At 52.6% G+C, this 15,237-nt stretch carries 10 protein-coding genes and 1 pseudogene; 7 read left to right on the forward strand and 4 right to left on the reverse strand.

Annotated elements, in window-relative coordinates:
• Positions 1 to 18 precede the first annotated feature (18 nt).
• The 4 genes from ppa (at position 19) to ACM6IP_RS13590 (ending at position 3,626) form a co-directional block, all read left to right on the forward strand.
• A complete protein-coding gene (ppa, locus tag ACM6IP_RS13575) occupies positions 19 to 546 on the forward strand; it encodes an inorganic diphosphatase (protein WP_095166255.1) in 528 nt (175 codons plus the stop codon).
• A 227-nt stretch (positions 547 to 773) separates the two neighbouring features.
• Complete coding sequence (locus ACM6IP_RS13580; RefSeq protein ID WP_414861652.1) at positions 774 to 1,523, forward strand: XRE family transcriptional regulator; 750 nt, start codon at positions 774 to 776, stop codon at positions 1,521 to 1,523.
• Positions 1,524 to 1,918: 395 nt separating this feature from the next.
• The gene (locus tag ACM6IP_RS13585; RefSeq protein ID WP_414861653.1) at positions 1,919 to 3,169 is read left to right on the forward strand and encodes a tyrosine-type recombinase/integrase; all 1,251 of its coding nucleotides are present in this window, start codon (positions 1,919 to 1,921) and stop codon (positions 3,167 to 3,169) included.
• Positions 3,170 to 3,308: 139 nt separating this feature from the next.
• Positions 3,309 to 3,626, forward strand: coding sequence for a hypothetical protein (locus ACM6IP_RS13590; protein WP_407693840.1), 318 nt, complete (start codon positions 3,309 to 3,311; stop codon positions 3,624 to 3,626).
• Between the two features lie 336 nt (positions 3,627 to 3,962).
• On the opposite strand, the pseudogene ACM6IP_RS13595 reads toward ACM6IP_RS13590, so the two are convergent.
• Positions 3,963 to 4,535, reverse strand: a pseudogene (locus ACM6IP_RS13595) (integrase); the annotation flags it as partial.
• Positions 4,536 to 5,439: 904 nt separating this feature from the next.
• The gene (locus tag ACM6IP_RS13600; RefSeq protein WP_414861654.1) at positions 5,440 to 5,568 is read right to left on the reverse strand and encodes a hypothetical protein; all 129 of its coding nucleotides are present in this window, start codon (positions 5,566 to 5,568) and stop codon (positions 5,440 to 5,442) included.
• Between the two features lie 208 nt (positions 5,569 to 5,776).
• Between ACM6IP_RS13600 and ACM6IP_RS13605 the strand changes: the two genes are divergently transcribed.
• Genes ACM6IP_RS13605 through ACM6IP_RS13615 form a run of 3 tightly spaced genes read left to right on the forward strand, consistent with a single transcriptional unit; the run spans position 5,777 to position 12,719 of the window.
• Complete coding sequence (locus tag ACM6IP_RS13605) at positions 5,777 to 8,110, forward strand: N-6 DNA methylase (protein ID WP_407693842.1); 2,334 nt, start codon at positions 5,777 to 5,779, stop codon at positions 8,108 to 8,110.
• Positions 8,110 to 9,456 carry a restriction endonuclease subunit S gene (locus tag ACM6IP_RS13610; protein WP_414861655.1) on the forward strand — a complete coding sequence of 449 codons (1,347 nt, stop codon included), beginning with the start codon at positions 8,110 to 8,112 and terminating at the stop codon, positions 9,454 to 9,456. Before ACM6IP_RS13605 ends, ACM6IP_RS13610 begins: the two co-directional genes overlap by 1 nt.
• Entirely contained in the window at positions 9,453 to 12,719 is a 3,267-nt protein-coding gene (locus ACM6IP_RS13615; RefSeq protein ID WP_414861656.1) for a type I restriction endonuclease subunit R, read from the forward strand. Before ACM6IP_RS13610 ends, ACM6IP_RS13615 begins: the two co-directional genes overlap by 4 nt.
• 104 nt (positions 12,720 to 12,823) lie before the next feature.
• Here ACM6IP_RS13615 and ACM6IP_RS13620 read toward each other — a convergent pair whose 3' ends face one another.
• Positions 12,824 to 13,945 carry an endonuclease NucS domain-containing protein gene (locus tag ACM6IP_RS13620; protein ID WP_407693845.1) on the reverse strand — a complete coding sequence of 374 codons (1,122 nt, stop codon included), beginning with the start codon at positions 13,943 to 13,945 and terminating at the stop codon, positions 12,824 to 12,826.
• A gap of 168 nt (positions 13,946 to 14,113) precedes the next feature.
• Positions 14,114 to 15,202: a DUF4236 domain-containing protein gene (locus ACM6IP_RS13625; protein WP_407693846.1), complete on the reverse strand. Its 1,089-nt coding sequence runs from the start codon at positions 15,200 to 15,202 to the stop codon at positions 14,114 to 14,116.
• Positions 15,203 to 15,237: the final 35 nt, after the last annotated feature.

The raw sequence follows: 15,237 nt of genomic DNA on the forward strand, positions 1-15,237 counted from the left end.
TAACGGGGGCACCGCCCAATGAGCTACAGCAAGATTCCGGCTGGCAAAGACCTGCCGAACGACATCTACGTCGCGATCGAGATCCCGGCTAACCACGCGCCGATCAAATACGAAATCGACAAAGACAGCGATTGCCTGTTCGTTGACCGTTTCATGGCCACCCCAATGTTCTACCCGGCCAACTACGGTTTCATCCCCAACACCCTGGCTGACGATGGCGACCCCCTCGACGTGCTGGTTGTAACCCCTTACCCGGTTGCTCCAGGCTCGGTCATCCGCGCACGTCCAGTTGGCATCCTGCACATGACCGACGACGGCGGCGGCGATGCCAAAGTTATCGCGGTGCCACACGACAAGCTGTCCCAGCTGTATGTCGACATCAAGGAATACACCGACCTGCCAGCCCTGCTGCTGGAACAGATCAAACACTTCTTCGAGAACTACAAGGATCTCGAAAAAGGCAAATGGGTGAAGATCGACGGTTGGGGCGACGCCGAAGCTGCGCGCGCTGAAATCATGAAGTCGGTTGCCGCCTACAAAGGCTGAGACGGCATTGGCCTGGCGCCACTGACGGCTTGAAAAACCCCGGTTATCCGGGGTTTTTTTATAACTATAGAAACTTCAAATAACAGTCTAATTAATACAATTTGGAAGGCTGTTTAGTTGCGTTTAGCGCTCACTTACAAGCTCTTGCAAAACAAGCGGATATTCCTGCGCAAATTGATCGGTTTGTTTATTCAATACCGTTAGTTGACTGAGTAAAATCCGCGTTTATGAAAAAACACAAATGCGGCCCACGCTTCAAGGCACTCCTCAAGGAGGTGAAAATCACCCCCTCGGAGTTTGCTACCTTCTGCAACGTCGAGCCCCAGCACATCAACAACTGGTACATCCGCGGCGTGCCCTACCCCCGCGTCGAAGAAATCGCCCGCCTGCTGAGCGTCAACAGCCAATGGCTGATCAACGGCGAAGGCCCCAAGCATCCCGTCATCGGCCAAGCGCCCGAGCCGACTATCCCCCTGCTGGACACCCGGGAGTCCCGCGAGCAATACCAGGTCAGTGTCGACTCCCCCGACATCGAAATCCCGCTCTACAAAGAACAGCCCAAAGCCCTCGGCTCCAGCGACACCCATGTCGTCGCAATCCCCGGCGAAGCCGTTCGCCTGCCCCGCCACTACCTGGAGAACCTGGAAGTCAAACCCATCCACGCCATCTGCGTGCCCATGGTCGGCGACAGCATGTCGGAGAGAATCGAAGACGGCTCGACCCTGGCCATCGACCGCAGCCTGACCCAGATCATCGACGGCCAGATCTACGCCCTCCAGCACGCCGGCATGCTGCGCATCAAATACCTGCACCGCCTCCCCGGCGGCGCCCTGCGCTTGCGCAGCCACAACAGCAGCGGCTATCCGGATGAGATCTTCAGCGCCGAACAAATCAAAAAACAGGATATCGACGTCCTCGGCTGGGTGTTCTGGTGGTCCACCCTCAACAAACAGCGCCCGCCAGTACCCTTTGCATGACCACCGCAACGCCCTGCAATACACATCGCACTGGGAATTCCCCAAAAAAATCAGTATGCTGCGCACCACATTTGCATCGACCCGCCCCGCGCCGGTCCGATCGCACCGACAAGGCAGATGACTTTCTCGCCAAGTCCCACAGCCGGACGCAAGATCCGGGTGTACGTTTTGAAGGCTGGTACGGTTTACCAAAAATAAACCAAGCCAGTCCCCGAGAAGCCGGCCACAAGCCGGCTTTTTAATGCCTTTTTGAAAGCCACCTTCATCTACTGAAAATCGCGAGAGCCTTGCTAGATCAAGGGTTTCAACCTATTTTTGTTCCTGTGACTTCCGTTTTGATCCGAGGCGTTCCACGCGTAAGTGGGGGAACAAGTGGGGGAACAGAGGGCAAAAAAATGGGTAAACTGACCGCTAATCAAGTCAAGAGTCTGGTTGAGGCTGGGACGTACGAAGACGGTGAAGGGCTTCGTCTTTTGGTGAAACCCTCAGGACGAAAAACCTGGGTACTCCGCTTTCAATTGAACGGCAAACGCAGGGAGATGGGTCTCGGGAGTTACCCTCAGCTCGACCTGAAAAAAGCCCGCGCAGCCGCCTATGAAAATAAAGTCCAGATCCTCCACGGCACTGATCCACTCGCTAAACGACAGGCTGAACAAGCCGCTCAGCGGGAGGCAGAGCGACGAGAACTGGCACATCTGATTACCTTCGAGAAATTGGCCACCGACTATCGAGATGCCCACGGCTCGAGCTGGTCGGAGAAATGGCGCAAGGGCTGGCTGAGGAAACTCGAGCTCTATGCATTCCCTACGGTAGGGAAGCTTTCAGCTGACCAGATCGAGACCAAGCATCTGATCAAAGTCTTGCAGCCAATATGGTCAACTAAAACGCGGACGGCTGACGAAGTACGTGGGCAAATCGAACAGATCCTGGATGCCGCCACAGCCCGAGGTCTCAGAACCGGAGAGAACCCGGCACGCTGGCGCGGCCATCTGGAAAACCTGCTCAGCCGTCATGAGAAGAAGAAAGCTCGCAAACGCCTGCATCATCCCGCGCTGAATTGGCAAGACCTGCCGAAGCTCATGGAAGCCTTGCGTAAGGACACCAGCCACGTTTCTGTTGCAGCTCAGTTACTGATCCTAACCGGCGCTCGCTCACACATGGTCCGATTCGCGCGCTGGGATGAATTCGACCTTGAGTCCTGTCGCTGGTCTTTGCCCGACGAACGAATGAAGACCCGCCAGGCTTTCGCGATCCCTCTGGCGCCAGAGGTCGTCTCACTACTCAAGAATCTTCCCAAGCTCGGCCGCGAAAGCCCTTATGTATTTCCAGGGAGTGGTCGTAGCGGCGTCATGCATGCCAACGGCATTCGTAACCTATTGCACGGGCTCGGCTATGAAAGCATCACTCGCCACGGATTCCGCTCAACGTTCCGCGACTGGGCGGGCGAGCAGACCAGTTTCCCTCGAGAGATTTGTGAACTGGCACTGGCTCATGATGAGCGAGGTGAAACCGAAAGCGCTTATTCCCGCTCTGATTTCTTCGATAAACGTCGAGAACTGATGGAGCTGTGGGCGCAGTACGCGACGCCCAAAGGTGGCAGCGATACACAAAGCCGGCTGGCTCAAAATGCGCGAATTACTAAATAACGTAGACCAGAATGGGCTAAACAACGGCGCCACCGAAGCATTCTGTAACAAGCTTAAGCTTCGACTTAGTTGAAATCTGTATTCAGCGCCATCAATTCAATATCACCCCAATTCGCGGGCACACTCCGGCGCACAGCAAATGACCACAACAAACACGCTAATCAAGATCAAACCCAGTGAGCTGTATTACACCGACTATAGCGATACTGCTGTGAAAGGGGACGATCCCACAAAGACTGTCGAAGATGCTGACCGTTTCAGCCGGAAAGAAAAGTATGAGGTGGTGAACATGATCAACTCAATCGGCTGGAAAGATAACAAAAACTCACTCAAAGGCCTGTTGATTGTGGAATGGATGCTTCACGAAAAGCTGCCTGGTACAACGCAAGGGCGCGCAAAAGTTCAAGCTTGGATTTATGCCAATTACGAAGCTATGTCGAAGGACTATCCCCGCTAACACCTGCATGCTGAAACCCCTCAGACCATTTTATGATCTGAGGGATTTAGAGCATCTGGATCAATGCTTCAGCGTGGCGCCGAAAAACGGCATAAGCCTCATCAAAACTTGGTCGGACAGAGCCAAAAATCAGCGACATGAGCCTCGCGTCATACTGGCCACGAATCACCGCATCCGAACTCACCTGATGAAGAGCTCCCTGCATGGCACTTCCAGGATCGGCAGCGAACGGGGGAAATTGTCGACCAAACTCGAGAGCATCGAACTCCACCAAGTTTTTGAAACCGCTAGCGGCTCGTTCGCCGACAAAGGGATCGCCAAGGATTACACAGTAAACATCTTGCCGAATTGCTTGGCTTCACGTTTTAGACGGGGAAGGCCGGCCAAAATCGCCTCGCGCAAGCGCATACCGGTGGCTCGCGCTAACTGAGCGATGGCAGCGGCGCGCGGCTGCTGGATTTCGCAATGCACCTCTACGATCCGCTTCACCTGTTCGCGGTCTTGGCCTTGCGACATTGAACAACGAATACTGGTGCGCCGCATTCCCAGCGCCTTACTCGGACTGGGGATTTTGACGTACTGATCACCTCGAAGCGTGGCCATGGTCCGATTCACACTGGATAGCCGATTTTGCGCGGTGCTGATGGCGAGGTCACCGCGCCCAACCAGGTCACGGAGATACGCCGCATAGTCGGCCAACACCTTCCGATCAACCTGCCGCGCATCATTGAACCGAGGACCATCGTCTGACCGATACCAGCGCATGAACGCCTGCCAGCGATCAGAATGCGCCTTGACCGTGCCGTAGTGGCCACCGCCGAACAGGTCTTTTAATGCCTGCACCCCGGCATAACTCAACTGCCGACCATACCCAAAATTTCGCCCATCCCGTCTACCGACCAAGGCCATGATCAAACTCCTCTCGAAGCAAAAACTTTTAAAACCCTCCCCCACGTCATCCCGCCACGAATGTTGAGTGTTCTCAGGGATCAAGGCCCCTGCGACCTGTGAGGGTTGTCCACTAACGCGGGACTGGCGGCTCTTTACGACCGAGAGCTTGGGCACCTCATGATCTGGCCTCCTGAGCACTTCCGAAGAAGTGGGCGGGTGGAGGCTGCGCCGGTTGACGAGACCAATGCCGCGAGATCCTGAGTCGGGTGAAGGCAGTGAAGCGATGACCGGGGCATGCCTGACTGTCAGTCAGGTGCAGTCCATTCCGTAGGCTGCGGCACCATCATCTGCATCGCTGTTGCTGGTGACTTCGGTGTTTGTCACGCCGATTGTCACGAGAGGGAATGCCGCAAAGCCTTGTACGAGTTGGGCTGCAGCAGCGGTAGGAGCGCCCGTCTCTTTCCGGGAGAAAGAGACGGGCGCAGGTTGGCGCAAGGAAATGGCCAAGCGGATAGGTTGCTGCAAGGCAGCTATGAATGGGGGAAGTTGCCGCAGTGGGGACACTGGTAAAAGTAGGCATCCATCACATCGCTGTGAGCGTGCGAGCCGCCGGACGCTAATCGCACTTTGGGAGAACCACCACGGCGTGGCGTAGCCTCAAAGGTTCTGGCTACCTGGGTTGCTGTCAACGACAGCGCTTTGCCCGATCTTTTCTACGCCTGTGGATAATTCGGGTCAAGGCTCGAATTTTCGGGAGTTCTGCGGCTGTTGATGAAATTATGCACCGGTGGAAATCAGTGGTTTTCCACAGACGGTTGGGTGGGCTTTAAATTTTTTAAGTGAGGTCCATCCAAGCAGGGCAGCTTTGCTGCCCTGCTTGGATGGACCCGCGCGAAAGGGCGGACCAGGTGATCTCACAGGCTTACCCACGATGGAATGTGCCACGACTGTTTGGCAGGGAGGTGATGTTGTCGCCGACCGGGTGGGCAAATTCGTGGGGCGTCACATGCCCATGGCGGTTGGCATCGAGGTAGTTGCTCCACCGCGCCATGATCAGCCTGCGCTGTTCAAGGAGTTCGGCCTTGTGGCTTATTTGACTTTCAATGTCGTCACTGCCCTACCGCACCAGCTTTTGGGTGGAATACCCGACTGAAGCCATCACCTCTCGCTGTCGTTGCAGCATAATGCGCCCCAGTTATATTCATCACCAAGCTGCGCAGTGGCTCCGCAGCTTTCGAACACTACAAGGACTTCAGTACATGTCGCAAGCCTCCAACAACCTGGCCGCCTACATCTGGTCTTTAGCCGACTTACTCCGTGGTGACTTTAGACAAAGCCAGTACGGTCGCATCATTCTGCCTTTCACCTTGTTGCGTCGTCTCGAATGCGTGTTAGAGGCAAGCAAGGCAGCGGTGCTGGCGGAGCATGCACGCGTCCAGCAACTCAATATCTCCGAAGAAGCCCAGGAAAAACTGCTCCTGCGTGCAAGCGGTGGGCTGTCGTTTTTCAATACCTCGAAAATGGATCTGTCCAAGCTCGGTGAATCCGGCATCAAGGCCAACCTGGAGTCCTACCTGCAGGGCTTTTCCAAAGATGCACGGGAGATTTTCGAACACTTCAAATTCACCGAGTTTCTCGGACAGCTGAACGATGCCAACCTGCTCTACAAGGTTGTGCAAAAGGTACGGAAGACGGACTTAAGCCCTGCGGCTGTTTCCAACCACGACATGGGCCTGGTGTTTGAAGAGTTGATTCGCCGATTTGCGGAAAGCTCCAATGACACCGCTGGGGAGCACTTTACCCCGCGTGACATCGTGCGGCTCACCACCTCCCTAGTGTTTATGGAAGACGATGATGCGCTGACAAAGCCCGGCATCATCCGAACCATTTACGACCCAACAGCGGGCACTGGAGGTTTTCTATCTTCAGGCATGGAATACGTACATGAGCTCAATCCAAAAGCGGTGATGCGCGCCTATGGCCAGGAGCTCAACCCCGAGAGTTACGCCATCTGCAAAGCGGACATGCTGATCAAGGGGCAGGACGTCAGCAACATCAAGCTAGGCAACACCCTCTCGAACGACCAGCTTTACGCCACTGAATTTGATTACATGCTCTCTAACCCGCCCTTTGGCGTGGATTGGAAAAGGATCGAGCAAGAGATCAGTGAAGAGCACACGCAAAAAGGATTCAGTGGCCGTTTTGGTGCAGGGTTGCCACGGGTCAGCGATGGCTCCTTGTTGTTCCTAATGCACCTGCTCAGCAAGCTACGCGACGGTTCTCAAGGTGGTGGGCGGATTGGCATTATCCTCAATGGCTCGCCGTTGTTTACCGGAGGCGCTGGCTCTGGCGAATCGGAAATTCGCCGATATATTCTAGAAGCCGATTTGCTCGAAGCTATCGTCGCGCTGCCCACCGACATGTTCTACAACACCGGCATATCCACTTACGTCTGGGTGCTGTCGAACAAAAAAGCCGTAGAGCGCAAGGGCAAGGTTCAGCTAATTAACGGCGTGAACTTATGCAGCAAAATGCGAAAATCTCTCGGTTCCAAGCGCAATGAAATGGATGAAAGCGATATTGCAACGGTGATTCGCGCTTTCGGCAGTTTTGTCGCAGTCGATGCCTACGAACTAGACAAACAAGCCGCACAAAAAAGCAATCGTGGCCGTCAGGCAGCCAACCCCAAAGCTGAAGTGCCCAAGACCTTCGCCAGCAAGATCTACAACACATATGAGTTCGGCTATCGGCGAATCAGCATCGAACGCCCATTGCGGCTGTCTTACCAATTTAGTGACGAACGCGTGGCTACCTGTCGCTTCGCTCCGGGCGCCCTCAACAGCGCCATGCGTTGGGTTTATCAGGAATACAGCAGCTTGGAGGGCGAGAGCTGGAGCGACGAAGACGACTGCAAGCTTTACGGTGACCTAAGTGGCCATGAAGACGCCATCCGCCGCTATTGCAAACTTCACTTCACCGATTTGAAAGAAAAGCATCTCAAGGATTTGCTAAGCAGATCAACCTGGATGGATCAAAAACGGCTGTTACTCAAAACGCAGCAGCTGAAGGCCAGCATCGGAGCTGCCCAGCATGATGACTTCAACACCCTTGACGACGCCCTCAAAATCGCCTGCAAGAAGCAGGGAGTAAACCTGGACGCGAAAGACAAGAAACAAATTATTGACGCTGTGAGTTGGAAGAACTCAGATGCAGCCAAGGTAATTAAGAAGGTTCACAAAACCAAAGCCAATCCGTTGTATGGATTGTTTGCCGTCGACGGCGAGGTACTGGAATACCAACCAGACAGTGACCTGCGCGACAACGAGAGCGTCGCGCTCCAGCCGGATAAAAGCGTTAACGCCATCAATGAGGCGTACTTCCTAAAAGAAGTGCAGCCCCACGTGCCCGATGCCTGGATAGATGCTGGCAAGAAAGATCCTAAGGATCAGCAAGTCGGTATTGTCGGTTATGAAATCCCCTTTGCCCGGCATTTCTACCAGTATCAGCCGCCTAGGGGGTTGCTTGAGATCGACGCGGATCTAGATGTCGTATCAGCCGAGATTATGCAGCTGCTACAAGAGGTACATTCGTAATGGCGGGACGATATCAAACGTATCTTGAGTATAAAGATTCCGGGGTTGAGTGGCTCGGTCTAATTCCAGACACATGGTCAACTACGCCGTTAAAATGCGTGACCAACTTCATCAACGGAAATGCATTTAAGCCTTCTGAATGGAGTGAAGATGGAGTTCCTATTATAAGAATTGAAAACCTCAATGGCAGCCATGACTTTAACTGCTTTGAGGGGCGAGTTGACGACCGCTACCGCGTATTAGAAGGTGATCTTTTATTTGGATGGTCAGGTAACAGAGGAACTTCTTTCGGGCCATTCTTATGGTGGAGAACGGGCGAGCATTACCTTAACCAGCATATTTTCAAACTAGATGAGTATTCTTGTAATAAGCAGTGGCTATACTGGACATTAAAGGCTGTCACGTATTACGTGGAAGAGCAAGCTCATGGAGTCATAGGCATGGTTCATGTAACCAAAGGAAAGCTCGGCGGCATACGTATCCCTTGTATCGATAGGTTAGAACAAGTAAAAATCGCCAATTTTCTCGACCACGAGACTGCTAAAATTGGCACTCTCATTGAAAAGCAAACGCAGCTTATCCAGCTATTAAAAGAAAAACGCCAGGCGGCGATTAGCCAAGCAGTAACGAAAGGCTTGAACTCTAACGCTGAGATGCGCGAATCAGGAGTTGAATGGCTAGGAAAAGTCCCAAGACACTGGGTGGTTGGAAGATATAAGTTTTGTACAACTAGAATTGTGGTGGGTATCGCAGAAGCAGCAACACATGCATATACAGACTCTGGCGTCCCTATTATCCGCTCGACAAACATCAAAGAGGAAGGCCTTGACACTACTGGGATGTTGTTTATCACAGAAGAGTTTTCAGAAAAAAATAGCTCTAAATATCTGTATGCAAATGACGTAATAACCGTAAGAACAGGTTATCCGGGCGTAAGCGCAGTTATTCCTGAGCAATTGAACAACTCGCAATGTTTTACAAACTTAGTTGCCACCCCAAGCAAAGCTATGTTGCCTGAGTTTCTTTCAGAGTATTTGAACTCCCACACTGGAAAATCATACTTCGACCTACTTGGCTGGGGCAGTGCGCAAAAAAACATAAGCGTACCTATCCTCCAAAACATACCAATTGCATACCCTAACAATAGTGAACAACGCACAATTACTGAGTTCATCAAAAAGCAGCGCAGAAAATATACAGAACTGATCGATAAAGCTGAGGAACAAATTTTACTACTTGAAGAGCGCCGCACTGCTCTAATTTCCGCCGCTATCACTGGAAAAATAGATGTCAGACACTGGGTAGCCCCTAAAGAAATTCAAACCAACAGGGAAGTAGCCGCATGAGTGCATTGGGTGGCGGTAAGGCCAACGAACTGATATTCCAGAACGATATGCTCAAGCATCTCGTTGCCAAAGGCTGGCTGCTGGGCAAAACGGAAAATTACAACCGTGAATTGGCCTTGTACTCCGAAGACCTGCTGGGTTTTGTCAAAGAAACCCAGGATGAACAGTGGCAAAAATTCTGCGCGCTCTACCCAAGCAACCCAGAACACCACTTTCTTGAACGTGTCGCTACCCAACTGAATAAAACTGATCCCAATGCCGCCAGCAAAGAAATGCGCACCTTCGGCACGCTGGGCGTGTTGCGCCATGAACTGCGTCACCGGGGCACCCGGTTCAGTCTGTGTCAGTTCAAACCTGAACACGATCTAAACCCCGATACCTTGACTCGCTACGCTAAGAACCGCTGCCGTGTCGTGCCTGAGGTGGTTTATTCGCCCTGGGCAAGCAAAGAACATCTCGAACAGTCCGGCAGCAAGGCCAAAGCCTGGCGAATTGACTTGGTGCTGTTTGTAAATGGCTTGCCGGTCGCAACACTAGAGCTGAAATCCGAATTCAAGCAGGCTGTGCACAGCGCCATTAAGCAATACAAAACCACACGCTTTGCGACAGATCCTGTCACTAAGAAGCCCGAGCCACTACTAACCTTCAAGCGTGGTGCTCTGGTGCATTTTGCCGTGAGCCAGTACGAGGTCTATATGGCCACGCGGCTGGAAGGCGCGGAGACCTTCTTCCTACCATTCAACAAGGGCACCTCTGTCGGCGGTGCCGGTAACGATGTGCCGGCAGACATTAACCAGTACGCCACCGATTACCTGTGGAACGAAGTGTTGCTGCCCAACAATCTGCTATCGATTCTCGGGCACTTTGTGCATCTGCAAATTGAAGAGAAAGAAGATTGGGAAGGTCGTAAATACAAAAAAGAAAGCCTGATTTTTCCGCGTTACCATCAGTGGGATGTAGTGAATAAACTGGTCACAGCGGCCCGCACTGAAGGCCCTGGCCATAAGTACCTGATCCAGCATAGCGCCGGCTCTGGAAAGTCCAACTCGATTGCCTGGATCGCGCATCAACTGTCGGCGCTTTACGACGCACAGGGCTGCAAACAATTCAACTCAGTGATTGTGGTGACGGATCGCACCGTGCTGGATGATCAACTGCAAGACACGATCAACCAGTTTGAACACGTCGATGGCGCGGTTGGACGCATCAATAATCAGGAAGGCGACGGTTCTAAATCGGAAAAGCTCGCCGCAGCGCTGGAAAACTCGCAGCCGATTATTATCGTCACAATCCAGACCTTTCCCTATGTGCTGCGCGCCATCGAAAACAGCGTCAGCCTGAAAGAGCGCAGCTACGCGATCATTGCTGACGAAGCCCACTCCTCGCAAACCGGCTCTACCGCCCGCCAGCTAAAAGAAGTGCTGATGATTGAGGCCAAGGCTAATGGTGAGGACGAACTTAGCACCGAGGACATTCTCGATGCCGCCGTGGCTTCACGCCGCGTGTCGAAAAACCTCAGTTACTTTGCCTTCACCGCTACGCCGAAAACCAAAACGCTGGAGCTGTTTGGCCGTTTGCCCAAGCCCACTGAGCAGCCCTCTAAAACCAATAAGCCCGCAGCCTACCACGTGTACAGCATGCGTCAGGCCATTGAAGAGGGCTTTATTCTCGATGTGCTGAAGAACTACACCAACTACAAAGTGGCCTACAACCTGGCGCAAAAAATCGACAAGGCTGATCAGGAAGTCGAAAGCAAGAAAGCCAAGGTCAAGCTCAACCAGTGGGTGCGCCTGCACGAATACAACATCGCGCAAAAGGTGCAGGTGATTGTTGAGCACTTTCGCAACAACGTGATGGGCCTTTTGGGCGGTCAAGCCAAAGCCATGGTGGTCACCAGCTCACGCAAAGAGGCCGTGCGATACAAGCTGTGTTTCGACAACTACATCGTCGATAAGGGCTACCAAAAAATCCATGCCATGGTGGCATTCTCCAGTGAGGTGGAGTTCACAGAGAAAGACCCAAATGCGGTCGCGTTACTCGGCAACAAATACACCGAGAGCAACATGAACCCCAACCTCAAAGGCCGCGATATGCGCAAAGCCTTTGATAGCGATGATTATCAGGTGATGATCGTTGCCAACAAATTTCAGACCGGCTTTGATCAACCCAAGCTCTGCGCCATGTACGTGGACAAAAAACTCGGCGGCGTCGAGTGCGTACAGACCCTGTCGCGCTTGAACCGTACGTATCCCGGCAAGGCGGACGTTGGCATGTTCATCCTGGACTTCTTCAACGAGCCGCAAGACATCCTTGACTCGTTCCAGCCGTACTTTCAGACGGCAGAGCTGGCAGATGTTTCCGATCCAGACTTGATCTTCGATTTGCTTGAGAAGCTCAACGCGGCGGGCATTTACAAGTCCAGCGAGGTTGAGCAGTTCTCCGCAGCCTTTTTCATCAAAAACAAAAGCAATGCGGCGATTGCCAACATTTGCAAGCCTGCGGTCGAACGCTGGACTAAACGCTACAAGTTGGCGGTTGATGCCTACGCACACTCGAAAGACATATTTGAGAGAATCAAAAAGACTCAGGATGCAGTATTGATCGCCAACGCTGAAAACGACCTGAAGGAATGCAAGCAAGCCAAGGACGCCCTGGACATCTTCAAAAAGGATCTGGGCACCTTTGTGCGTTTCTATGAATTCATGTCGCAGATCGTCGATTACGATGATAAGCAGCTGGAAAAGCTCAGCCTGTACGCACGCAATCTAAGCCCAATGCTGCGTGAAGCCGCTGTGGATGAGGATGATATTGACCTCACTGGTGTCGTGCTCAGCCATTACCGCGTTTCGAAAATACGCCAGCAAGACCTGAAGCTAAAAGAAGACTCGCCCGACTATAAGCTCGTGCCAGGTGAGGGGCTTGGATCAGCGGCTGCGAAGGACAAAAAGGAAGAGCTGCTTTCACAGATATTAGAACGGCTCAATGAGCTGTTTGTGACGGACCAACTGACTGAAAAAGACATGGTAAATTACGCCTATACCATCCGTGACAAGGTCAGTGAAAACCAGTTAGTTATGCAACAACTGGCAAACAATACTCCCGAACAGGCATTGCTTGGAAACTTCGCCAATGCGGTTGATGACGCGATTATGGACAGTGGCGATGCCCACCAGAACCAGATGATGCAACTGCTCTCTGACCCTGCTAAGGCCAGTAAATTTGCCAGAGTGGTTTTCGATTTACTTAAGCTGGCAGACCAATAATCGCATGTCCCACCGCAGGTGGGACTTTCTCCAGACTAGAAAAGAGATACTGACTGTAGGTGCTACTGAACAAGTAATTGGGCAGCAGGCTGCTGCCCAATTTATCAACTGCCAGGAACGCTCGCGACCTCAGTAGCTGCCACTTCATCGAAACGCGGAAATCGCTGCTTTAATCGCTCAATCGTCCACCGCCACTTCGGCGTAGTCGGACGGCAAACCGTATTCTGATTCCCAAACATCCCAATCTCTCGTACTGCCTGGCTCACCGGCACGCTTTGCAGCCATTGGATCGGAACAAAATAGTCGCAGCGCTCCGGATCGTCAGCAAATTCTGCATGATAGTTGGCGCGCGTTGCGACCTCTAGCACCGGCCGCTCCTCGCCGTCTTGCATCACTGTGAACTCGTTCGCAGGTGTGGACGTGCCAACAACGCGTCCTACGCCGACATAGCCTTGCTGCGGAATGTTTACCCAGATCCGATCTCCCGGAGACAGGAGCTGCAGGGTCTTGCTGTACCACGCGCCTCCACCGCCGGAAATAAAACCGAACTCCACAGCATCGGCCCATGAGCGCGAGGCAGAATCGCCGAAGGAACAGTAGAACTCGCCGTTCCAAGGCTCGCTATGCCCTTCGCTCGTCGACGCGGCGTTGACTTGAGTCTGAACAGGATCGAGTAACCAGGATCGACTCAGTAGCTGTTGATCGCCCACCTGGAAAATTTGAAAACAGAGCACGTTGATCGGAATATCTCGCTTGCTGAGGTACTCAACGATTCGCTCGCTGCTGACATCCAACTCCGTGGCGACGATGATCAGTTGGTGGCTTTTATTCAAATCATCGTCGTCTAGCACACGACCAAAGCGCGCTAGAAAATCTGCATACAAGCTGCTTCCGGGGCGGAACCGTTGGTAAATCGCCGCGATTTCGTTCTCACGCAGACTCTCGACCCACACGGCGTAATCGAGGGTCTGAGCAACGACTTCACGGGGCGTGCGGTCTCGTTTGAGCTCAATTAGTACCAGATTTCCATCAGGAGCAATGGCCAATAGATCAATGCGCCCCCCCATACCAGTGCTTTCTTGCCTACCTATCAGCATCCACTCATCCGAGAGAATGCTTGGGGAGCTGATGATCATTTCTTCCAGTAGCTGCTCACTGGCCAATCGGCTTTGGCGAAGCTTATTGGGTGTAAGGCCGACGGTCCAGACGTCCGTTTTGATAGGCAAGCTGTGAGTCCTTGATGAAATTTTTTATGATAGAACTGGATTTCGCCGTCGAAACTCCGACCACGCAAAAATCGCTGGTAGATGCTGAATTAGTTAGCGAGCTACTGACCAAATCAACATTCCATACATGCGTGAAACTCGGGTACGAATACGAGGAACTAGGTTGCCTCAGCTTACTCGCTCAGAAGGCATAATCCGTGCAAGGTCGAGAATCGCCTTGGCAAAAACCTCTCCCACACCATTTCGCGAGATTTGTACGACCTCATTCAGACCCGTGGTGCTAGACAACTTCAATTCATCGTAAAGACAAACAGGGAGTTCACGATTGTTTTTGAATCTACGATCAGGGCCGCCCTTCTTGTTAACAAATTGCCACGTCCTGTCGACTACCGTGGCATCTCTGGGAAGCGAAGCACTTTCAATAAACCGCTTCGCATTGACCTGCAACTGCAGCTCTCGATAGCTAACCGCGCCCACACTTTTCTCGTCATAAATCAATACACGATCAGGGAAGAAATGCAGCGTTTGGCGCCCAACAACCATGGAGATGGTTTCTATATTGGTTTTTACATAAGGTGGTGAAGACCGAGCAATAGTCGTTTTTTTCCGACGTACAAGATTGCTCGCACCAGCGTGATACTTACGATCATGAACGGCGCCTTCGGCCTCGATATGCCAGGCCGCATCTGCTGCCGAAACCTGCTGGCCACTGCTGTGCAGTGCTTCGTAAGCTTCTTCCATCTCGGCGTCAAAATCGTAAAACAGTACAACCGTCTTAGCCATCGTATCGCGTACTGCTGAGGCAATTGTTAGGACTGAACCGAGGATAAGCGCACCCCACATAGTCCCAATGGGCCAACCATTACGCAGGCCAAGAAATACTACGAGGATTCCTAGGACACCAACCCATGGCCAAAGCCGCCATTTTGCCTGCTTCGAATTCATTTCATCGAGCAAATCACGTGAGGATGAATCCACGATTTGCGAAGCATCCGTGGACTCGATCTCGACTAAAGGGGCGTGAGTGCCCTCAGGTAACACCGTAGTTTCAACGTGAGGCAAAAAAGGCGGCTTATCGTTGGTCCTTGGTACGGTAGCCCGGTAGTACAGGCCTCCCCGCCCCATATGAACGTAATTGCCTCGAGGTCCGGTCCCGATGCGTAGGCCTTTCAATCCCACCGAAACGCCCACACCCTGCTGGGACAGATTGAAACGAAACAGCCCTACTCTGACGCTCTTACGAATATAGAATCCCATTAACATTCCTTGATACAGCTTGAACATCCACTGTT

The sequence above is a fragment of the Pseudomonas sp. IT-P176 genome (assembly GCF_949767245.1).
Lineage (GTDB): Bacteria > Pseudomonadota > Gammaproteobacteria > Pseudomonadales > Pseudomonadaceae > Aquipseudomonas.